This window comes from Psychrobacillus sp. FSL H8-0483 (assembly GCF_038637725.1).
Lineage (GTDB): Bacteria > Bacillota > Bacilli > Bacillales_A > Planococcaceae > Psychrobacillus.
Genome location: NZ_CP152052.1, coordinates 438,717 through 461,025 on the forward strand (window position 1 = coordinate 438,717; position 22,309 = coordinate 461,025).

Sequence of the window (22,309 nt, forward strand, 5' to 3'; positions counted from 1 at the left end):
CTACACTTTATGTAAGTTGAAGGAAAAGGGTGTTTATCTCACTTTAAAGAAATGGATAAATGGTTCATTGGGCAGCTTTTCAAAATATAAAACAGATTCGAACTGTTTCCATTCTGAAACGGTCATTTCATATACAAGGAATGTTTTTAATTTTTCGTATATGGGAAAGATAAAGAGGAGTCGTGACATATCTTAATAAAGAGGTGGGTTTTGTGAATAAGTTGTTTGCTATTCTTACTTTTGTTGGTGTTCCACTTGTTATTGTGGGGGCATTTCTTGAGTGGGCACAGATGGTCATGTTTTTTTTATGTTGTCTTAGTATTATTGCACTTTCGGCATTCATCGGACGAGCAACGGAAAGTCTTGCGATTGTGAGCGGTCCACGAATTGGAGGCTTACTAAACGCTACATTTGGTAATGCTGTGGAACTTATTATTTCTATTTTTACTTTAAAGGCCGGTATGGTGGGAATAGTATTGGCTTCTCTAACTGGGTCAGTCCTTGGTAACTTGCTACTCGTCCTAGGGCTTTCATTTTTTGTAGGTGGTATCAAATTTAAACGACAAAAATTTAGTGTTCATGATGCTAGGTACAATTCGGGCTTACTCATTTTTGCTATTATTGTTGCGTTTGTCATCCCAGAAGTATTTTCTATGTCCATGAATGCTGAAAAAACATTGAACTTGAGTATTGGCATTTCGGTTGTTTTAATCGTTCTTTATCTGGCGGGGTTATTTTTCAAGCTTGTCACCCACCGAGGTATTTTTACATCATCGGATGAACCAGAGGTCGAAACAGAAGAGCCAGAGTGGACAAAAAGTAAATCGATATTAATCCTGATACTAGCGACTGGAGCAGTTGCTTTTGTGTCTGAACAACTTGTCCACACATTTGAGACATTAGGTGAACAATTTGGTTGGACCGAGCTGTTCATAGGTGTCATAATTGTTGCAATTGTGGGGAATGCTGCGGAGCACTTTTCAGCCATCACGATGGCGTATAAAAATAAAATGGAGTTGTCGGTGGAGATTGCAGTTGGATCGACGTTGCAGATAGCTATGTTCGTGGCTCCAATCCTCGTCATTATTTCTCTATTCACACCACAATCCATGGCGCTTGTATTCACATTACCTGAACTTGTAGCAATGATTACGGCAACGCTTCTTGTTATTAATCTTTCCAATGATGGTGAATCTAATTGGTTTGAAGGTCTTACGCTCTTTGCTGCATATTTAGTCATTGGTATTGGGTTTTATTTTCTTTAATAAAGTTAGAAGTCAGTATTTGCTATCTCCTTTCATATAGGTAAGTTTAATATTTTTCACATAAATATACGTAGAGACAATTAGCAAGCCTATATTTGTTTAAAAAAAATGCAATTAAACGTATAGGGTATAGGAAAAAGGAGAAGTTCTTGAAGCGTATTGGATAGAAGAAAGCAGCGTACAGTACCATTAATAGAAAAATACAAATTCGTGACGGTACCTCAGTTATTAACAATAATGGTTCTTGATAAGAAGAGTAAAGTTGTTATTCCAATTTTTCTTGGAAAGTGCTTTACTTTTTTTATTTTCACCCAAAACATAACACTTTAACCTCTGATTAATCAATCCACTTGAGGGAAATGCTAAGCATGTATTAAAAAAGGAGGCGGAAAGATACATGACGATAAGTAAAGAACTTGAAGAATTAAAAGCGTATAGCTCTAGTGATCGGTGTGTGTTAAGCGTTTATTTAAATACGAATCCCGGGGATCCAGAGCAATTAAATGGTGCTTGGAAAATTCATTTAAAAAGTGGATTAAAGCGAATTGGAGAGTATTTAAAAGCTTCTGGAGATGAAAAAGAAATAAAAGATCTCGATGAAATAAAGAATAAAATTATTAAGGAAATGGAAGAACATAAACTAGAACTTCATAAAGGCGTAGTAATATTTGCTACTGCTGACGGTGATTTATGGTATGTGAACTATGTTCAAGTCCCGGTTAAAACAAATTTTTACTGGGAAAATCATCCAGTAGTTGAGCAACTGGAGTATATGTATAAAGCATATCCAGAAGCGGGAATTATCATGCCAAGCTTCGGAGAAGTTCGAGTATTGGATACTGCATTGGGATTCGTTCGAGATGATATAACGTATAGATTTGATTTAGTGTCTGAGCAATGGAAAGAAAGTGAAAAGGTTGATATAAGTAACAGGCGTGAAGCTTTGAAAGATAAAACCGCTAAATTAGACACGCGATATAAAGTAAATAAAAGTAGTTTTTATAGAGGAATGCGGGAGACCATTGAACAATTAAAGAAAAAACGAGGTTGGCGAGAGTTTCATGTAGCAGGAGAAGCTGAAATGGCAAATGCATTTGCAGAAAATTTAAGGGATTTACCTGCAAGCTGCATCTACAAAAACTTAAATAACAGTAACGCAGATGAGGTAGTCCATCAGGTATTAGAAAAATAAATGGATGCTCAAAGAGCACTAAACAAGCGCTTTAAGTTTTCCTTTTCCTAATTTACATTATTCACCTTATTGTATTTGTGCATATCTGTTGTAAATCTGCACATTCTAATTTCACAAGGAGGTGAGAGACATGCCAAATAACAATAAACTAGTTGTACCAGGAGTTAAACAAGCAATTGATCAAATGAAATATGAAATTGCTCAAGAATTCAGTGTTCAACTTGGACCAGATGCTACAGCGCGTGCTAACGGATCCGTTGGCGGAGAAATTACAAAGCGTTTAGTGGCTCAAGCCCAATCACAAATGAGTGGAATACAAAAATAATAACTAAATATTTGGCCGGTGGCATTTTTGCCACCGGTTTTATTATGCCCAATCATAATAAAAAGCCGAGGAACATTCCTCGACTTTTTGTTGTTATCGGACAGCGGCAATAATGCCTTCTTCATCATCTAAAATTAATTCTATTCCTGTGGCATTTGGATCCAGGTTTAAAAATTCCTTAATAGTTTGACGAAGTGCTTCAATTAAATTTAATGTCGTAAGTATTTGTGTTTGTCCATTAACATTAGCTTCAGCGGAAAAACCAGAATCGTCATCGTACATAAGCTCTACTTCCACTTCTTCTGGAGCAGCATTGTTTTGGCGACCGATATATACGCAAACTGCATTAATAATGTTCTGTTCGGGAATTATTAGTTTCTCCATGAATTAGCATCCTCTTTTTTCTTCTTTTCTTTAAATATGCCAAAGATTTTGCGTATCATAACAACGATTAAAATTATCGCTGCAGCGTTAATTGCAAACCCAAGAAGAGAACCGAGCATACCCATGTTGGCAAACATGCTACCGAATAATAGTCCAGCAAGCCCACCTACAAAGAGACCTTTCATCAAACCACCTGATTTAAATCCACCTTTAGTTTTAGTGTTAGTTGTGGATTTGTTTGTAGCTGTCGTAGAATCCTCGTTGTTTTTTTTGATATTTGAATTAGTGGTGTTTGTATTCGTATTCGAGTTATAACTTTTCTTTCCAGATTTATACTTTTTCGCTTCGGCAGTAATCGTATCGTCGTTAAATACAAAGCTTCCGACAGATGAAAATACAAGTGTTACAGTAAGTAAAGCTGCTACCAATTTTTTCAATTTATAAAACCTCCGTATATTTAGTATGAGATAATCCAAGTAAGGACATACCATCTTACCTTATACTATATACGTTTTAATGGAAAGAAAGTTTCACTTTTAATTAAGTATATTTATTCACGGCTGTTGATTATCCAATTTACACCATTAAAATTTTACAAGAAATGCGCAAGGATTCCATTTTGCCCTTGTATTACAAGTAGTATGGAGAGTGACAGACGAGCGACTACCACACGATTATCGAAAAAATGCAGAGGGATGCGACAAAGTCGCATCCCTCTGCATCAAGAAATATCGATAATGGTATAGAACTAGTTCAGTTCCAAGCACTCCAAAAGCACCTTTGCATAGAGTGCCTAGTGTGTTATTACCATTTAAATAAGCAATTTACTGGGTACCTTTGGTTAATCAACACGTATGTTTATAAATTAAACTTTAAAGATCGGCGAAGAATTTCCTTTTCTAAAAGAGCTAAAAAATCAGGACACAATTTTAATTCTTTTGCTGTAAGATAAGATTCAATTAATAATTCATCCGACATTTTACTCATTTCTTTTCACCTCCGTTTAATACGTGGAATTTATATTTTATATATTAAGAATCAATTAGCTGTATATTTAATTTACCAAATAGTCTACTTTAGAACAACCGTTCCTTTATCCACAGTAGATTAGGGATAAGTTGTTAATAACTTGTTGATAATAGTATTGGTTTCTATTACCTGTAGTGTGAGTATTGTGCACAACTTTATCCACACCGAAAATTTTTGCGAATTTTGTCGAAACATTTTATAAAAATGTACTGTTTCAATGCTTCTAAAATGGTTTGAGTAGGCATATATTAGGTATTTTATGCTATGTAAATGGGAAGTAAATATATTGTAGTTTAAATATTTTATTTATTTTAAAATCACTTGTGAATAACTTAAGTTTATCCACAAAAAACGGTGGATAATATGTGGATTAATATTGAAAATACATTTTAATTCCAAATATATAAGTGATTTATCTGTGTATAACTTTATCCACAGTGCTTTATTTAGATAATTACTATATTTATTAGAAGGTAAAGAAAAAACCACCAAGTAGGTGGCTAATCTTTCTTATTCTCCGTCTTTATCTTCTTCATCAAGTTCTTGTTCTACATCTTGCTCGATGTTATCGTCTACATCCGATTCATTTTCACCGTCTCCACATGCTGCTAACAAACCTACTGAAAGAAATGCTGCTGCTCCGATTTTCCACCATTTTTGTCCTGCAATTGAATTCGTCGTCATTTTTAATTCCTCCCAATAATTAGTTTTTATTAGCTTGCTATTAAGTAATTACCCCTACTTTACGTATATATAAACCTATTTAATAGATTTTTTAATAAATTGTTATAGATTGAGTTAATTTCAATAGTACTTTGTCATTAAAATGCGAACATTCATCACTTCTATGATTGAAGCGGCAGGCGGCGACTCCAGCGGGATGAGTGAGACAGATAAGTCATCACAAACGACGCGGAGCGGAGGTGATGGCTTATCGCTCACCCCGCGGAAAGCGTCCGCCTATAGCCGAACTCAACTATACTTTATTCCATGTAATTGAAACTTTCTTTGCAATCAGTCGTATTCAAGCTAGGAGGGGATAGCTATGTGGGAAAAATTACAGGAGCGCCAAGAGATTTTGAGAACGGAGATATATAAAAGAGATAAAGTACTAAGAAAGCAACAAGCAATAGAAGAACAGTTAAAAAATGCTGTGCAAAGAAAACAAAGTTACTTACTAGAATTGAAAGGTGAACAAAAAGATGTTGATGATTTAGATCGTTTTTCTATTTTAAATCTAGTTAGAACTTGGACAGGCAAGCAGGATGAGAAAAGAGAAAAAGAATTATTGGAGCTTGCTGCTGTAGAAGCAAAATTTCGGGAAGTAGAAAAAATGATAACCGATTTAGAAAGCGATATTCAAAGTAATGACATACAATTGCAAAAGATAGAATGGCAATCACTTGATGCTGAGTGGGACCATTTAAGAATAGAAAAAGAGCAATGGATATTTCAATATAATGAAGAAGAGTCAAGACAACTAGAAATTCTATATGAATGGAAGACAGCTGAAGAGACATATATTCGTGAACTAAAAGAAGCGGTTTATGCATGTAATGAAGCAAAAAAAGCATTAAAGAGAGCATTAAGATCACTTGAAAGTGCAGAAGGATTTTCGACGTGGGATACTTATTTAGGTGGTGGTTTACTAGCTACGGCACTAAAGCATAGCGAGTTAGACGAATCGGAGAATGCCATACATGATGCTCAATTAGCTCTACAAAGATTTCAAACAGAACTATTAGATATCCAAGAAATCGATACTAGATCTTTAAAGATAGACAGAGATAGTTTTGTCACGTTTGCAGATTACTTTTTTGATGATATATTCTCAGCATGGTCCATTCATTCGAAAATTCATTCGTCCATCGATCGAATCGAAAATACACTTAGTGGCTTAAATAGAATTTATGAACACTTAATAGAGACACAAAAAGCTAGGATAGAAAAGCTTGAAGAGATTAAAAGTAGTATAGAACAAATATTAGAGTAGTAAGATTGGCGGTTTCCTAATAAGTTATTTTTGTGGATTATTCCATTTCCTGAAAACTAGCCATTGAGGAATAAACAAAAGGAATGCTACGAATTCAAGTGAAACGATATACCAAGGATATGGACCTAAGAAATCTAAAAGACTACCATTTACAGGCTTCTCTCTTAAAAACATATAGTTGCCTTGCACAAGAATATTTACTGCAAAAATGAAAGGAAATAGTACATTTAATGTAATCATTGTTTGAATGATTCCTTTAAAAGTTGGGCGATATCCTTTTGCCAAAAGAATATAAAAGCCTGTTACGATAATTCCTATGTGAATATAAAAGAATTGAATGAATAGAAAGTCTGGAAAATTTACTTCTAATGATGGGGTAAGTACAGCTTGAAGTGCACCACCAATACCTGCAAAAAAGACAAAATGATGAAATCGTTTTGTACCAGTCCATAAAACGATGAACGAAAAATATAAACTAATGCTGCAAAGGTGAATCGGTATAGACTCGCTTAAAGTCCAGTCTCTAGCTTGCACTAGCACAAGATGATAGGAAATTTCCATTGCTAATAAAGAAAGGGCAAAAAGACGATCAAAAAGCAGGGAATGTTTATTTTGTAAATAGCCATTCTTATTCAAGAAATATAAGAGAAATAAACACAAGAAAAGCACACCAATTGCTGATAAATGTTCCGTTGAAAACATGGTAAAAGTGTTTACACTATTTGCTTTCATTTCTTTTCTCCAATTCATCTTTTCTTTTATTAATATGTTGAATACGGAAAAAATGGCTTTGTCCACATGTGTATCAAAAAACTAAGTAATGAAGCAGAGAATTAATAAATGAATAAAAGACACGCTCTAACTTCGGCGTGTCTTCCTTATAGATGTTCACTTGTGAATATATACATTGGTACCTATTGGTACAATAGAAGAAAGCTCGAGCACGTCATCGTTATGCATCCGAATGCATCCGTGTGAAACCTTTTTTCCAATAGATGCTGGATTGTTGGTTCCATGAATGCCGTAATGTGGCTTAGATAATCCCATCCATAAGACACCAAAAGGTCCTCCGGGATTAAGTTCTTTGTTTATAATGATATAATTCCCGTTTGGGGTAGGAGTCAGTATTTTTCCTACAGAGATTGAATACGTCTTAAGTAACAGACTTGCATTGTACAGTTTAAGTTGTAATTTACTTACCGATACATCAATCCAAAGAGTCACAGTACCAGCTCCCCAAATAAGTCTTATCTTATATATATGGAAAGAAATTGGTACGTGACAATCGTATAATGATGGAGAAAAAATTGTATAAATTCTTAGAGAAATTGCTTATATTTTCTGTGCATAGGACAATCACACACCCTCATATCCTATATCAATCGAATGAAGGAGTGATGTGATTGGCTAAGAAATGTAAACAATGTAAAAAAACTGGTGCTGGAGTTTGCAAATGTGGTAAATAAAAAAACCGCCGAAATCGGCGGTTTTTTAAATGACTATTCTCGGTCTTTGTCCATTTTAGTGTTCTATTTTGTGTTTACCCCTAAATTACTTGTACATAAACGTAAACATAAACCCATAAGATTCTTGTTACAGAAGTGTTACTGGTGCCAGGCACCAGTAACACTTCTGTAACAAGAAAAGACAATTTGAAAGACCAAAAAAAGTTGCCCTCTCGCTAAAAAAATTACGAGAGGGCAACTTTTTTTATACTTGTAAAACTTTTCTACCTGCAGTCTCTTTTATTAAATAATTATTCATTTTCTCTATATCCTCACTAAAGATGCGGTCTTCTTTTATAGACGGGATAAATAATCTTATCTCATGCCACTTTTCCAATAGAGCTGGTGACATGAGGTGTGTTCCGCGATATTCCACTCCTTGCAAAGCGCAAATGGCTTCGATTGCAACAACGCGACGAGCGTTTTGGATAATTTGAAAGGCATGTCTTGCACCAATTGTCCCCATGCTGACATGATCTTCTTGATTTGCAGAGGAAGGTATTGAGTCTACGGATGCTGGATGTGCAAGAGTTTTATTTTCAGATACAAGGCTTGCAGCTGCATATTGCAAAATCATTGCCCCGGATTGTAAACCAGGTTGTGGACTTAAAAAGGGTGGTAATCCTTCGTTTAATTGTGGATTGACTAATCGCTCAATTCGTCGTTCCGAAACGTTAGCAAGCTCTGCGATACCAATCTTTAAAAAGTCCATTGCAAAGGCAATTGGCTGGCCATGAAAGTTACCCCCTGATATGACAACTTTCCCATTCTCGAAAATGAGTGGATTATCTGTTGCAGCGTTCATCTCAATTTCTAGTTTCTCTTTGACGTATGCGAGTACTTGCCAACTAGCTCCGTGAATCTGGGGAATGCATCGCAATGAATAAGCATCTTGCACCCTTTTGTCACCTTGTTTTGTAACGAGCTTACTGTCTTCTAGCCATTCGAGCATTCGTTGAGCAACTCCTACTTGCTCAGGGTATCCTCGTGCTTCGTGGATTGCAGGATGAAATGCGTCTGTAATTCCATGTAGAGCTTCCATTGTCATAGCGGCAATCCACTCGCATTGATAGGCAAGAGTTTCTGATTCTAACCAGTTTACAACCCCCTGTGCAGTCATGGCTTGCGTTCCATTAATAAGTGCTAGACCTTCCTTTGCTTCTAATACGATGGGTTTTAAACCATGCTTCTTCCAAATTTCAATGGAAGGTACATGTTTCCCATCCATCCAAACAAAACCTTCGCCAATGAGTACTAGTGCTAGATGAGAGAGAGGAGCTAAATCTCCAGAAGCCCCTAGTGATCCTTGCTGCGGAATTACTGGGTGAATACGATTGTTTACCATGAATGAAAGTCTCTCTAAAACTTCCAGACGAATGCCTGAAAATCCTTTTAACAATGCATTTAATCGAAGAACTACCATTGCACGGGAAACGATTTCATCAAACGGCACACCGATGCCGCAAGCGTGTGACCGTATAAGATGGAGTTGAAGCGCGTGAACATCTGCTTCTTCTATGCTCACATCGCTAAACTTTCCAAACCCTGTGTTAATGCCGTAAACTATTTTCCCTTCTTTCACAATAGCTTCAACGGCTTTTCTACTTTTTTGGACTTCTTCTATCGCTTGGTTATCGAGTGTCACTAGTTTATTTTGATATAAGATAGCTCGCATATCTTCCAAAGTGAGCCCATTTCCTCTTAAGCTAATCATTATTAATCACGTTCCTTGTCTTAGTAATTGAATTCCAGTAAGCCATTGTAAAAATGCGTATACGCCTGTTTTGACGGTTGCTTGTGCGAGTGTATCTTTCGTGGGATCTAGGCAGACAAAGTCAATGTGCTTGGCTTTGTCTGCTTTTCCGACCTCACAAAGTGCGTCAAAAAGTTCGTATGCAGTCATTCCGCCTGGTGTAGATGCAGGGACTCCTTGTGCAACGGATATATCGAGCACATCCATGTCCACAGTCACGTAAATGCGGTCAACAGATTCATTAAGTGCATTAAGTACCTCACGAATAGTTGGAATGATACCTTGCTCACGTGCAGTGCGTAAGGTAATCATATGGATACCTTGAGAGACTGCATATTGAACAAGCTCTGGTGCATTAAAAAAGCCGTGCAGTCCAATGTTATAAATATTGCTGCCATTTACAACACCACCTTCAATAAGCTGCCGAATAGGTGTCCCGTTTGCTGGTCCGAGTTCATCGGGATTTCGAACATCCAAATGTGTATCAAACTGAATAATGCCGATTCGCTCATTTGGATTAGCCTTTTGAATTCCTCGAATGGAGCAGGCGGTAATCGAATGATCTCCTCCTATTAAACATGTGTAACTGTTTGAAAAGGTAGAAGCCACTTGTGCAGCTGCAGCTTCGATTCGACGATGCGACTCTTTAATATCGGTCGTATGCATCGGAACGTCTCCTAAATCAGCCACATGTAGACTAGATAAATCAATATGTTCATCAAGATTGTAAACGCTAAATCCTTTCCAGCCTCGTCTAAATGCATCTGGATAAAGAGATGCTCCAGAAACGCTAATCGAGGAACGGGAAAGGGGAGCGGCAAAAAGGACAACATCCGGATTTACTGGGAATGGATTTTGTTCGATCCATTGGTGTACACCAGAACCTTTTTCTTTTTTCCATTGCCAATCAGGTTGTAGAAGCCCCATGCTAACCAACCACCTTTACCCCTTTTTTCCAAACGGTTTTCACATGATTTACCCCAAATAAGTATTGTAGTTCTTGATAGTTTTTCACATTCCAAAGCACGACATCGGCTTGCTTGCCAATTTCTAAAGAACCAACTTTATCCTCCATTTTTATTGCGCAAGCAGCATTGTAAGTTGCAGCGCATAAGCTTTCGGCCGGAGTTAAGCGCATAGAAATACAAGCAAGGTTCATCACAAGTGGCATAGATGTCGTTGGGGATGAACCCGGATTGCAATCGGTAGATATAGCGACAGGCACACCTGAATCGATCATAGCTCTTCCTCTCGCAGCTGTTTCTCTTAAGTACAATGCTGTTGCAGGCAATAAACATGCGATAACTCCTTGTTCGGCCATTGCTTGGATACCTTTATCCGATGCTTTTAATAAATGCTCAGCAGAAATGGCCCCTACTTTTGCAGCAAGCTCTGCTCCTTCATATGGCTCAATTTCATCCGCATGTATTTTCGGAATAAGACCGTGCAGTTTTCCTGCTTCTAAAATGCGCTCGGATTGTTCTGGAGTAAAGACACCTACTTCACAAAATACATCATTAAATTTAGCGAGCTTTTCTTTTCCAACTATTGGAATAATTTCATTTACAATCAAATCGACGTACTCTTCTTCCCGGTCTTTATATTCTGTTGGAACAGCGTGAGCTCCCATAAACGTCGGGACAATATCCACAGGATGTTCCATTTGTAATCGTTTCATCACCCGAAGCTGTTTTAACTCTGTCTCGAGATCTAAACCATATCCACTTTTTCCTTCCACAGTAGTAACACCGTGTGATAAAAAAGAATCTAACCTTTTAGAAGTTTGAAAAACAAGTTCATCTTCTGTTGCCGCACGGGTCATACTTGTCGTTGCGTGAATTCCGCCTCCAGCATTCATGATTTCCATATATGTAGCACCTTCAAGACGCATTTCAAACTCTCGTTCACGGCTTCCACCAAATGCAACATGTGTATGAGGGTCCACAAGACCAGGTGTCACGAGATGTCCTGTCGCATCAATGATGTCTGCCTCGAAAGCGCGCTCCGCATACTTTGCTTGAAGCTCATTCGTTTTGCCTACCGCTTTGATAATTCCATTCTCCAGCCATACACTGCCGTCTTCAATGATCGCTAACTCGCTCATTAATTTCTTTACGCGAGGTCCTGCTTTTTCATTCGCCAAGGTCACCAATTGCGATGCATGCTTAATCCAAACGGGTTTACCCATTGCTAATCAGTCCTCCTGTTTCATCATTGGAATGTGAACGCCTTTTTCACGTGCAGTTTTCTCTGCAAGCTCATAGCCAGCATCGACATGGCGCACAACACCCATTCCAGGGTCTGAAGTTAGCACACGTTCAAGTCTCGCTTCAGCTTCCTTCGTTCCGTCTGCAACAATTACCATCCCTGCATGAAGGGAATACCCCATTCCAACTCCGCCGCCATGGTGAACAGAAACCCAAGTTGCACCGCCGACAGCGTTAATCATCGCATTCAATATTGGCCAATCAGCTACTGCATCTGAACCGTCTTTCATAGCTTCCGTTTCTCGGTTAGGGGAGGCAACGGACCCTGAGTCCAGATGATCACGTCCGATTACGATCGGAGCTTTTAATTCACCAGAAGCTACCATATCATTGATAATTTTTCCGAAGCGTGCACGTTCTCCATATCCTAGCCAGCAAATACGGGAAGGGAGCCCTTGAAATTGAATTTTCTCTCTAGCCATTTTGATCCAATTACATAAATGAGTATTGTAGCTAAACTCGCGAAGAATCACTTCGTCCGTTTTATAAATGTCCTCCGGATCACCAGATAATGCGACCCAACGGAAAGGTCCTTTACCTTCACAAAACTGAGGGCGAATATAAGCAGGTACGAATCCAGGGAAGTCGAATGCACGTTCAAATCCCTCATCTTTAGCCACTTGGCGAATATTATTACCGTAGTCGAATGTCACTGAGCCTTTGTCCATCATGTCTACCATTGCACGAACATGCTGTGCCATAGAAGCTTTTGAACGCTTCACATACTCTACAGGATCGCTATTTCGTAAAGAAGCCGCTTCTTCCAAAGACATACGAGAAGGAATATAGCCATTTAAAGGATCATGAGCAGATGTTTGATCGGTAAGTACATCTGGAATAAAACCACGTGTAATCATTTCTGGTAAAATATCGGATGCATTTCCAACAAGTCCGATCGATAGAGCCTTACCTTCTTGTTTAGCCTCTTCCGCTAATCGAATCGCTTCATCTAATGAATGCGTTTTCACGTCTGTGTAGCGTGTTTCAATTCGACGGTCAACACGTGTTTCATCTATATCAATACCGATACATACTCCACCATTCATCGTAACTGCAAGAGGTTGAGCACCGCCCATTCCACCAAGGCCCGCTGTAAGTGTAATAGTATGCTTCAAAGTACCGTTAAAATGTTGCTTTGCTAGCTCCGCAAATGTTTCATATGTGCCTTGCACGATACCTTGTGAGCCGATATAAATCCAACTACCTGCAGTCATTTGGCCATACATCATAAGACCTTTTTTATCGAGTTCGTGAAAATGATCCCATGTAGCAAACGCTGGTACTAAGTTAGAGTTTGCTATAAGAACGCGAGGGGCATTTGCATGCGATTTAAAAACAGCAACTGGTTTTCCGGATTGTACTAGTAATGTCTCATCGTTTTCCAATTCCTTCAGTGAGCGGACAATAGCATCAAAGGCCTCCCAGTTACGAGCAGCTTTTCCGATACCTCCATATACAACTAAATTATCCGGATGTTCGGCCACTTCTGCGTCTAGATTGTTCATTAGCATTCTTAGTGCTGCTTCTTGAAGCCAGCCTTTCGTATTCAATTCTGATCCTCTATATCGAATTACTTTTTCACTTGCTTTTCCCATGTAAAACCCTCCTTTAATATCTATATTTTATCGGAATATTTTTAAAAATTAAGTGTTTTTCAGAAAAAAGTAAAAATTTCTCATCTGCTAATTAGGTGTTTTATTAGCATGATAGAGTATTAATTGTACGAATTTTCAGTAAAAGTGCAACCTTCTTAATTTTTCAGACGTCTGTATATGCAAAGACAGGGGGACAACTGGGAATGAAAAAAATAATATACTGCTTGCTAGTTTCAAGTGTATTTTTGTTGCTTACCGCATGTAGTGCGAGTGATGAGGAGAGCAAAATGGAGGTTGCAAATGACTCTGCAAACTACTCGGTTGAGGAAGAAAAGAGTACGGTAGATGTAGAAGGGGAGACCAGTGCAGAAGCTCCTTCTGAGGTGAATACTGAGCGTATGATCATTCACAAAGCTATCATAAGGACAAATGTGAAAGAACTTGCAAAGGCGCAGAGTAACATCGAACAGAAGGTTAAAAAGTATGGTGGCTATATTGTGGAGTCCAATGTGTATCAAGAAGATGACCAGAGAAGTAGCGGAAACATAATTGTTCGAATTCCAGAGAAGCATTTTGAAACATTTTTGTCAGACGCAGAAGAGGAAGCATCCAAAGTGTTAGAACGCAATGTCACAGGACAGGATGTGACAGAGCAATATGTAGATCTAGCCTCTCGAATTAAATCCAAGCGAGTAGTTGAAGAACGTTTACTTGCATTTATGAGCACAGCGGAAAAAACGGAAGACCTGTTAAAAATTTCATCCGATTTAGCAAAGGTACAAGAAGAAATTGAAGTAACTGTAGGGAAGATGAAATATCTAGAAAACCAAACATCTTTTGCAACAATCGAACTAACTATGTATGAAAATCGTGTAATTGTTCCTGGTCTAGATAGTGAAGATTTAAATACTTGGGAAAAAACGAAGAAACAATTTGTGACAAGTATGAACGGTCTCTTGGCTGCAGGATCTGCTATTATTGTGTTTGTTATTGGGAATATGCCTGTGCTTATAATTTTAGGTGTTATTTCATCTACTGTGTATTGGATTATCAAACGAAGAAAAAGAAATAAATAGAAAATATTGAAGATACTATTAAGGGGGTCTTGTCTTTTTAGCAGGATCCCTTTAATAGTCTTATTATTTAATAGGAATATAAAAAAATGATTTAGTTGATTCAATTTCATCATTCCAATTTACATGAAAAAACGCGATCAATACGAAAGGAAACTAAAGAAATATTTATATTTAATGGAATAAAGTATGTTTGATTTCCGCTATAGGCGGACGCTTTCCGCGGGGTGAGCGATAAGCCATCACCGCCGCTCACGCGTCGTTTGTGATGGCTTATCTGTCTCACTCACCCCGCTGGAGTCGCCGCCTGCCGCTTCAATCAACAAAGTACGCTATATAATTTGCCATATTATTTTTTATTTGCATACTTTATAAATACAAATGTGTTTGAATGGATGGATGCCTAGATGAAAACGATTGTTTTTATTGAATGCAATAAGTTCGGGACTAGTAAAGAAGCACTGATCACAGCAAAGAAAATGGGGTATTACGTTGTTTTATTAACGGAAAAGACCAGCTACACAAAAATTAATCATGAATTGTCAGAAGTGAGTCAGATTGTTGTCATGAAAAACTTATTGAATGAAAGTTGTGTTATAGAAGAAATTTCAAAATTGAAGGAAAAGGGTAAACAAATAGATGCATGCGTTAGTTTTATTGATCCATACATTTCTTATGCTGCGAGAATATCTATGCATCTTGGTTTGGCACAAATTTCAGTAGAATCACTATTACTAATGGAAAATAAAGTAGCAGTCAGAGAAAGACTAAATAACCTTCCGATTACCCCGTTTTACACAGTTTTTCATCCCGGTGACTCCTTAAAAGAGGTTGAAAAGAAGTGTAAATCATTTTACCCCATCATAATAAAACCACCTATTTCAAATGGTTCCAAAGATGTGTTATTTGTGGAAAATGTAGAGAAGTTTGAAAAAGCTTTAAACCACTTACATCAAAAATATCCAAACAGCCCATTATTAATAGAAGAGTTTTTGCTAGGTCCTCAATATTTATTGGAGATTTTAGTTTACAACAATGACATAAAGGTCGTTGGAGTAATTGAGCAGGAAGTATTATATAATGGCAGATTTATTGTTATTGGATATAAATTTCCAGCGATGATAAGCATGGATGAATATAAAGACCTCTATGAATGTGTTTCAAGCATAGTAGAACAAACTGGACTTTCAACCGGTTCCTGTCATTTAGAAATGAAATTTGTTCATGGTGAATGGAAAATGATTGAAATCAATCCGAGAATGTCAGGTGGAGTGATGAATCAAATAATTGAGGAAGGAACAGGAATTAATCTGGTCAAAGAAATATTAAAGGTAAATTTAGGGGAGGAGCCCACATTAATTGAAACGGAAAAAAAGCATGTGTACGCCAGATATTTAACTATAGGATCGAGTGGCAGACTTCTCAAAGTAACCGGTAAAGAATTGGCTTTAACGCATGAAGGAGTCAAGTACGTTTATATAAAACCTCTCCTAGGAAGAATTTTAACCAATCCATATTCTATGGGGAATCGGTATGCATGCGTCGTTGCTTCCTCAGATTCGGAGGAACGAGCGAAAGAAATAGCGTTAGCAGCTGCCAGAGAAATTAAATTTTATTTAGAACCCTATTGATGCCAATTTTAGTTAATAGGAAAAATTTTTGACCCGTACACACTTTTTAAAACTTAATATAATATTAGAAAAAGTGTAAGGAGGGAGTTGAAATTAACAATAGTATATGTGAAGCCCTGGTCGAATTGAAATTACTCCAGGATGTATTAGCAAATACCCCCACTAAATATTTTGGTCATTTACTTTCCAAATTAGTAGGAACTGATACCATCCCCTTCTTTTTAATAACAAAAAAAGGAACACCTTTAGTTTTCATTAATTTGGATGAGTGCTTTGAAACAAGCTTTCTTCGTATCGAGTCCACATCCCTAGAAAAGTGCTGTACTACAATTTCTTTACTGCGACCACTAGATATTGAGGGCAAACTTACTAATTCTTTTTGCGATGTGGTTAGATTAGAAAAAACGTCTAATTGTAAAGTCGTTGATTTATCTTGTATCTGTGCGGTCCAACTGTTAGATACCGAATTGTTAACTAGAAAAATTATTATTGAACCGAAATGGTAATTGACACATCTTCACCTTAAGATCCGCTTAAGGTGTTTTTTATTGAAGTTTTATAAAACTGAACATTTGTCCATATGCAAAGCAGAGTGGATGAATTTAATAAAAGTATGATTGTAAGAATATTAAAGGAGAATATTATATGACAATAATAGGTATGTTACATCATCGTAAAGATCCCAAAACTGTTATAAAGTCTTATGCCTATGCAGCCGTAGCTAAGGCTGAGGGAATTAATTTTTTTTATTTTTCACCTGCCACAGTGAATTTTGTGAACCGTTCCATTAAAGGAAAAGTTTATGAGAATGGAATATGGCAGGAGAGAATTATGCCGTTTCCAGATGTAATTTATAACGCGGGAAGTCCAGAAAAATTAGCAAAATCAAAAAAAATTATTGATAGGTTGAAAAGTGAAATTCCATTTACTACGAACTCTATTGGTAATAAGTGGAGTATAAATGAACGATTAATGGAAGCAAAGGATTTTTCAACCTACCTGATTCCTTCAGAAATTGTGAGAAACGGTGAGACCTTTTTCAAGTTTATCAATTCATTTCAAAAAGTTGTTTTCAAACCGACTGATGGAAGAAAGGGAAAAGGAATCTACTTTATTTCAAAAATAAAAGATGGTTATGAGGTAAGAAAGGATTCTAACAATAGCTTCTATTCAAAGCAACAACTGAACGAGTTTCTGACGGATAAGCTATCTTCAGGAAATTTTATTGTTCAGCCTTATATACAATCCATCACTAAATCCGGTCAAGTATATGATTTTAGGTTGCATGTTCAAAAAAATGGAGAAGGAAAATGGGTGATTACTACTATATATCCACGAATTGCCCCAAAAGGGTCCATCATTCCAAATATAAATAATGGAGGATTCACTAATTACTTAGATCCATTTTTACAACAGGAATTTAAAGAGGAAGCGTTTAATATTAGACGTACACTGGAGCACTTTTCTTTGTCATTAGCGAGTCACTTAGATGAAATACAAATGGTCCAATTCGGAGAAGTAATTGATGAAATTGGTGTAGACGTTGGGATGGATGAAGATTTTAAAATTTGGATTTATGAAGTAAACTGGCGCCCAGGGTGTCCTCCAGCCTTTTATTTGGAATTGGATGTAGTGATTCATTCTATTCAATATGCGAAGTACGTAGCAGAAAACCAAGCAAAAATAAAAAGAGAAATAAGAATAATAAAGAATAAAAAAATTGAAGAAAAAGTTGAAATACCTATCGTTGCAATAACTGGAAGTGCTGGCAAAACAACGTCTAAGGCATTCCTTGCATCAATACTATCGAAAAAATGGAACATTTTTGAGTCTAAAGATTATTGGAATACTACTGAGCATACAAAAAAACATGCTGAAGAAATTAATAATAATCATCATGAAGCAGTAGTATTAGAGTATGGAATGGCTTATCCTGGGGTCATTACGGAGCATTGTAGTATTATTCAGCCTACTATTAGTATAGTAACAAACATCGGACTTGCGCATGTTGGAAACTTTGACGGTGATATCAAAAAAGTTGCGCATGCAAAATCAGAATTAATCCATGGGATGGATCAAAAAGGAATTCTCATTATAAATAAAGACGATGAAAACTCTAAGTATTTGGAGACTCAGAAATTCAAAGGAAAAATAATGACTGTTGGTATTAAATCGCCAGCAGACTATAGAGCATATGACATTAAATATGAAGACAACGGAATGAGTTTCAAGATGAAGTTACAAGGACAAGAAATTCTGCTGTTTATTCCTATTTTAGGGGAGCATCATGTATATAATGCCTTAAATGCAATTGCTGTTGCTGATCACCTAGGATTCACACCGATGGAAATTAAAGCAGGGCTAATTTTTAGAAAGCCACCAAGAAGATTAACGATCTATAACTGCCGAGATAACATTACTGTTATCGACGACACCGTTCACTCTCACCCTCAAGGAGTGCGGGCAGCACTTGATGTTCTCTCTAATATAGGAAAGCATCGAAAAATAGCTATTATCGGACAAATGAGAGAGCTAGGGGAGCTAAGGGAGCAAGAATATTGCAAAGTTGGCGAATACGTGTATGAAAAAGGAATTGATATCTTAATCACCTACGGATATCGGACGGAGGAAATTGGTAATAGAGCAGCAGTAAAAGGATTTTCGTCTACAAACATTTATCATTTCATCAAGAAGGAAGAGTTACATGAGTTATTGAAAAAGATAGTCAAAAGAGATGATACCATTTTAGTCAAAGGAGCTAGTAAAACGAATATGTTTGATACTGTCCAGTTTTTAGATCAAACTTTTAAAGAATAATACAAACCCTGGATAACAAGCTCTTCTTATAGGGCTATTATTCGGGTTTTATTTTATTCAAATAAAGGGCAAAAAAAAAGAGCACCTACAAGGTGTTCTAATTTTTTATTCTTCTTTTAGATGGAATGTAATCTCCTTTGCTGCATTATTTGCACAATCTTTAGCTTCTTCTAAACTACTTCCTTCTGCAATTACATAAGCATATCGATGACCCATGGATAATGGCGGGATTAAAAGCGTTCCTTTTTTAGGCTTCACGTAAACTTCAAGGACTCCTGGCGACTTGTTAGCTCTCCCTTTTCCAGTCACTTTTTCTAAAATACCATTATTTTTAACAATAACGTATTTGGTGAAGACATACTTCTTATGTTTCGGTAAAATGGCAGGGCGTTCTCCTAAAAATAATTTAAGCGTTTCTTCCACTAAACTAAACCCAAATGCAGCTTGAATCATTTTATTCATTGCCCCTCCAGAAATCCTTGGATTGATCTCAATGAGTTTCCAACCTTTTTTAGTTAAACGGATTTCCAAATGCAGCGCTCCATTTACAATTTCAAATGCTGCAATGATTGAATTCAGAACCTCTTCAATTCCAGATTTGATCGTTTCGGGAACAGAAGCAAGCACTCCATAACCAGTAATAATAAACCTCTTGCCCTTTGTAATTTCCTGTTCAATAATTCCTATAATATGCGCATTGTTATTATAAACGAGCGCCTCAACCAGATACTGATCGCCGTCTATATATTCTTCAATCATAATTGATTCATCTGGGTTCCTATTCCGAAGATTTTCAAAATGTTTTTCCAGCTGTTTTTTTCCTTTTGCTAAGAGTACGTCTTTGGAGCCTGTTGATTTTGGTGATTTCACAATAATCGGAAAATCTAACTGAGCACATATCTTTTTAGTAGACATCGATTCGTTAGGCTGAATCGAGATAAATTTAGGGGTATAAGGTTGATCTTTTAGAAACAGTCGTGTCTGCTCCTTGTCTTCCATTATTTCAATAGCTTTTGAGGAAGTATAATTGTGACAGAATTCATCACAAAGAATGGATGCGATATGAACAAACGGATCAATAAAACTGACGATTGTTTTTATATTCATCCCTTTTGACTGTAGTTTTTTAATTTCTTTTCTCATATCCTCAAGATTATCTGTGTTTACAAAAATCATTTCGTGAACATCTGTATACTCCTCCCTTTGTTGTAGTTGCTTTTCGTTTTTTGTAAATACAATGGTAAAGTAACCCAACCACTCCGCTGCTTTAATAGCCTCTCTGCTGGATCCGGATTTATTTGTACTGATAAAAACAATTGCTCTCAATCCTTTCACGTCCTTATACTATCTTTTTTTAATGTACTTTATATATGTATGACGCGAAAAAAAATTGGTATGGTTAGATATCATACAATTTACATATCTTCGTACAATCAACTTTAGTAAAAAAACATATTATGTAAGTGAAGGGAGTGTGAATAAAAAATGAAGCCACATACAGTTGGTACGATAAGAAATGTCATTTCCGGTGAATTGGTACAAGGGACGGATGAATTGAGTGTCCATTATGGTGCATACCGTTTAAAACAAATTAAAAATCAGAATACGATCCTTTTTACAAGTAGGAGAATAGTAGATTGGGAAGGATTAAGGGAATATTTCCCTTTAGTTCTTGCTACAGACAGGGATTATAATTTACAAGAAATCCCTGAGCATATAACTATTATCCAAGTTCTGAATGTAGAAGAAGCTTATTGGAAATTTGTACGTTACTACCGAAGCTTGTTTGAAATTCCTGTGATTGCTATTACGGGGACTTCTGGAAAAACAACGACCAAAGAAATGATTAGGCATATCCTATCTATTGATCGTAAAGTAGCGGCTACGAATCTTAGCAGTAACTCCCGAACGGCCTATTTGCAATATCTCCTAAACATAGAGGAGGATACGGAAGCGGCTATCTTCGAGACTGCTGTCGGTGCCCCTGGAGATATACTAAAAGCAGGAGAGTATTTCAAACCTACGATTGGAATTATTACAAATATAGGATCTCATCACTTAAATTATTGCAAAACTTTGGAAGGTTATATTAAAGCAAAAGGAGAAATGCTTCAAATTGTTGAATCGTCAGGTGTATTGATTATAAATCCAGAGGATAACAATACGAGAAAAATCGATGTGAAAAACTTTCCTGGGAAAATCATCAAAATTGGACGTCATTGGTCGTGCCACTTTAGAGCGAGTAACATTCAATATAGTTTAGACGGTATGCAATTTAGTCTTCAACACAAGAATCGAAATTATCAAATGTTTGTTCCTGGGTTAGGAGAGCATCAGGTTTATAATGCTCTTTGTGCAATTGCTGCTGTTCATGAAATAGGAGTAAGTATTCCAGAGGCGGCAAAGCATTTAAAATCTTTTCAGAAGTATAAAAAGCAGCTTCAATTGGTAGATGGAATCAATGGCTCTGAAATTCTGGATGATACATGGAGTATTACAACGACTTCATTAGAAGCCGCTTTAAAAGTGCTGAATGAAGTGGGAAAAACGAAAAAAAAGATTGCAATTATAGGTACTATTACGGACTTAGGATCTTGGGGATATGTTATACATGAACAAGCTGGAGAATTAGTCTATCAAATCGGTGTAGATGTGCTAATTACGATTGGTCAGCATGCACGCATAATTGCGGACTATGCAGTGAAATTAGGCTTTAACTCACCTGTCTATACATTTAACAATAATACGCTTGTATATGATTTGTTAGATAAGATAGTTGATTCTGATACCATTATTCTCATAAAGGGTGATATGTATAGCAAGACCATCATCGAATTAGCTTCTAAACTACGGAGAAAGCTGTAATAACCCATAATAATTGATTAAGTACGCAAATTATATTGATAATATGGACAAACAACTGTGCCACATTACTACTCTTTATAATATCTTACAATATTCTACTAGAAAGGAGGGATGACAAATGGGAAGAATATGTCCATGTGGTGTGCACGTTGATGCTTTTTCTGAAGATAATAATGTTAAATTTGAAGGGCAGAATGGTACGATCGAAGGAAACTTAACGTATATGGCGGACGTGTGTATTACTACACTTGCTACTTCAACTCTATCATTAGAATTTGAAGACACGGAAACTCCTGGCCTAAACGACTTCACATTTACAGCTAACGAGATAACAACTGTTGAATGTAATCAGGAGGGACAGAACTGTGTAATTACAGTGACAGGTACTGGAACTATTAACGGTGATAAATTGGAGTTTGAAGCTGTGTTTAGAGATCAAGTAGCGTCAGCGGCAAATGATAATGTACAAAGTTTCGTGATAACTGGTTTCTTTGACCAAAATGGTGCTGCACCAGTTGAACAAGGTTCAATCATGGCTTTAGGTTGTCAGGAATTGTAATGATAAAGAAACTCTCGGTATTCAATGCCGAGAGTTTTTTTATTGAATCTCTAACA

General features: G+C 36.8%; 21 protein-coding genes. 10 read left to right on the forward strand and 11 right to left on the reverse strand.

Annotated features, from left to right (window positions below; genetic code table 11):
- The first annotated feature begins 212 nt into the window (after positions 1-212).
- From cax to MHB48_RS02175, 3 genes are all read left to right on the forward strand, one after another.
- Complete coding sequence (gene cax, locus MHB48_RS02165) at positions 213-1,265, forward strand: calcium/proton exchanger (RefSeq protein ID WP_342599933.1); 1,053 nt, start codon at positions 213-215, stop codon at positions 1,263-1,265.
- Positions 1,266-1,662: 397 nt separating this feature from the next.
- Positions 1,663-2,457: a VLRF1 family aeRF1-type release factor gene (locus tag MHB48_RS02170; protein ID WP_342599934.1), complete on the forward strand. Its 795-nt coding sequence runs from the start codon at positions 1,663-1,665 to the stop codon at positions 2,455-2,457.
- Between the two features lie 130 nt (positions 2,458-2,587).
- Positions 2,588-2,782 carry an alpha/beta-type small acid-soluble spore protein gene (locus tag MHB48_RS02175; protein ID WP_342599935.1) on the forward strand — a complete coding sequence of 65 codons (195 nt, stop codon included), beginning with the start codon at positions 2,588-2,590 and terminating at the stop codon, positions 2,780-2,782.
- A gap of 93 nt (positions 2,783-2,875) precedes the next feature.
- On the opposite strand, the gene MHB48_RS02180 is transcribed toward MHB48_RS02175, so the two are convergent.
- From MHB48_RS02180 to MHB48_RS02195, 4 genes are all read right to left on the reverse strand, one after another.
- On the reverse strand, positions 2,876-3,166 hold the full coding sequence (locus tag MHB48_RS02180; RefSeq protein ID WP_342599936.1) for a YxcD family protein: 291 nt from the start codon (positions 3,164-3,166) through the stop codon (positions 2,876-2,878).
- Positions 3,154-3,603: a hypothetical protein gene (locus MHB48_RS02185; protein ID WP_342599937.1), complete on the reverse strand. Its 450-nt coding sequence runs from the start codon at positions 3,601-3,603 to the stop codon at positions 3,154-3,156. The genes MHB48_RS02180 and MHB48_RS02185 overlap by 13 nt, the downstream gene beginning before the upstream one ends.
- A gap of 421 nt (positions 3,604-4,024) precedes the next feature.
- The gene (locus MHB48_RS02190) at positions 4,025-4,153 is read right to left on the reverse strand and encodes a sporulation histidine kinase inhibitor Sda (RefSeq protein ID WP_340917357.1); all 129 of its coding nucleotides are present in this window, start codon (positions 4,151-4,153) and stop codon (positions 4,025-4,027) included.
- Positions 4,154-4,705: 552 nt separating this feature from the next.
- Positions 4,706-4,879, reverse strand: a complete 174-nt coding sequence (locus MHB48_RS02195) for a hypothetical protein (protein ID WP_342599938.1) — start codon at positions 4,877-4,879, stop codon at positions 4,706-4,708.
- A gap of 361 nt (positions 4,880-5,240) precedes the next feature.
- Between MHB48_RS02195 and MHB48_RS02200 the strand changes: the two genes are divergently transcribed.
- Positions 5,241-6,188: a hypothetical protein gene (locus tag MHB48_RS02200; protein ID WP_342599939.1), complete on the forward strand. Its 948-nt coding sequence runs from the start codon at positions 5,241-5,243 to the stop codon at positions 6,186-6,188.
- A gap of 24 nt (positions 6,189-6,212) precedes the next feature.
- On the opposite strand, the gene MHB48_RS02205 is transcribed toward MHB48_RS02200, so the two are convergent.
- The 6 genes from MHB48_RS02205 to hutU form a co-directional block, all read right to left on the reverse strand.
- Entirely contained in the window at positions 6,213-6,920 is a 708-nt protein-coding gene (locus tag MHB48_RS02205; protein WP_342599940.1) for a TIGR02206 family membrane protein, read from the reverse strand.
- A 156-nt stretch (positions 6,921-7,076) separates the two neighbouring features.
- Positions 7,077-7,412: a L,D-transpeptidase gene (locus MHB48_RS02210; RefSeq protein WP_342599941.1), complete on the reverse strand. Its 336-nt coding sequence runs from the start codon at positions 7,410-7,412 to the stop codon at positions 7,077-7,079.
- A 486-nt stretch (positions 7,413-7,898) separates the two neighbouring features.
- The gene (hutH, locus tag MHB48_RS02215) at positions 7,899-9,407 is read right to left on the reverse strand and encodes a histidine ammonia-lyase (RefSeq protein WP_342599942.1); all 1,509 of its coding nucleotides are present in this window, start codon (positions 9,405-9,407) and stop codon (positions 7,899-7,901) included.
- A gap of 6 nt (positions 9,408-9,413) precedes the next feature.
- Complete coding sequence (locus MHB48_RS02220; protein ID WP_342599943.1) at positions 9,414-10,373, reverse strand: agmatinase family protein; 960 nt, start codon at positions 10,371-10,373, stop codon at positions 9,414-9,416.
- A gap of 1 nt (position 10,374) precedes the next feature.
- A complete protein-coding gene (gene hutI / locus MHB48_RS02225; RefSeq protein ID WP_342599944.1) occupies positions 10,375-11,634 on the reverse strand; it encodes an imidazolonepropionase in 1,260 nt (419 codons plus the stop codon).
- 6 nt (positions 11,635-11,640) lie between these two features.
- Positions 11,641-13,308, reverse strand: a complete 1,668-nt coding sequence (gene hutU / locus MHB48_RS02230) for a urocanate hydratase (RefSeq protein ID WP_342599945.1) — start codon at positions 13,306-13,308, stop codon at positions 11,641-11,643.
- A gap of 203 nt (positions 13,309-13,511) precedes the next feature.
- Here hutU and MHB48_RS02235 point away from each other — a divergent pair, with 203 nt between their 5' ends.
- The 4 genes from MHB48_RS02235 (at position 13,512) to MHB48_RS02250 (ending at position 18,829) form a co-directional block, all read left to right on the forward strand.
- Positions 13,512-14,384, forward strand: coding sequence for a DUF4349 domain-containing protein (locus MHB48_RS02235; RefSeq protein WP_342599946.1), 873 nt, complete (start codon positions 13,512-13,514; stop codon positions 14,382-14,384).
- Between the two features lie 563 nt (positions 14,385-14,947).
- Positions 14,948-16,012 carry an ATP-grasp domain-containing protein gene (locus tag MHB48_RS02240; RefSeq protein ID WP_342599947.1) on the forward strand — a complete coding sequence of 355 codons (1,065 nt, stop codon included), beginning with the start codon at positions 14,948-14,950 and terminating at the stop codon, positions 16,010-16,012.
- A gap of 125 nt (positions 16,013-16,137) precedes the next feature.
- Positions 16,138-16,518, forward strand: coding sequence for a CotY/CotZ family spore coat protein (locus MHB48_RS02245; protein WP_342599948.1), 381 nt, complete (start codon positions 16,138-16,140; stop codon positions 16,516-16,518).
- Between the two features lie 139 nt (positions 16,519-16,657).
- On the forward strand, positions 16,658-18,829 hold the full coding sequence (locus MHB48_RS02250; RefSeq protein ID WP_342599949.1) for a YheC/YheD family protein: 2,172 nt from the start codon (positions 16,658-16,660) through the stop codon (positions 18,827-18,829).
- A gap of 105 nt (positions 18,830-18,934) precedes the next feature.
- On the opposite strand, the gene MHB48_RS02255 is transcribed toward MHB48_RS02250, so the two are convergent.
- Positions 18,935-20,155 (reverse strand): ATP-grasp domain-containing protein, encoded by a 1,221-nt coding sequence (locus MHB48_RS02255; RefSeq protein ID WP_342599950.1) that lies wholly within the window; start codon positions 20,153-20,155, stop codon positions 18,935-18,937.
- A 159-nt stretch (positions 20,156-20,314) separates the two neighbouring features.
- Here MHB48_RS02255 and murF point away from each other — a divergent pair, with 159 nt between their 5' ends.
- Positions 20,315-21,694, forward strand: coding sequence for a UDP-N-acetylmuramoyl-tripeptide--D-alanyl-D-alanine ligase (murF, locus tag MHB48_RS02260; protein WP_342599951.1), 1,380 nt, complete (start codon positions 20,315-20,317; stop codon positions 21,692-21,694).
- Positions 21,695-21,812: 118 nt separating this feature from the next.
- Positions 21,813-22,253, forward strand: a complete 441-nt coding sequence (locus MHB48_RS02265; protein ID WP_342599952.1) for a hypothetical protein — start codon at positions 21,813-21,815, stop codon at positions 22,251-22,253.
- The last annotated feature ends 56 nt before the right edge of the window (positions 22,254-22,309 follow it).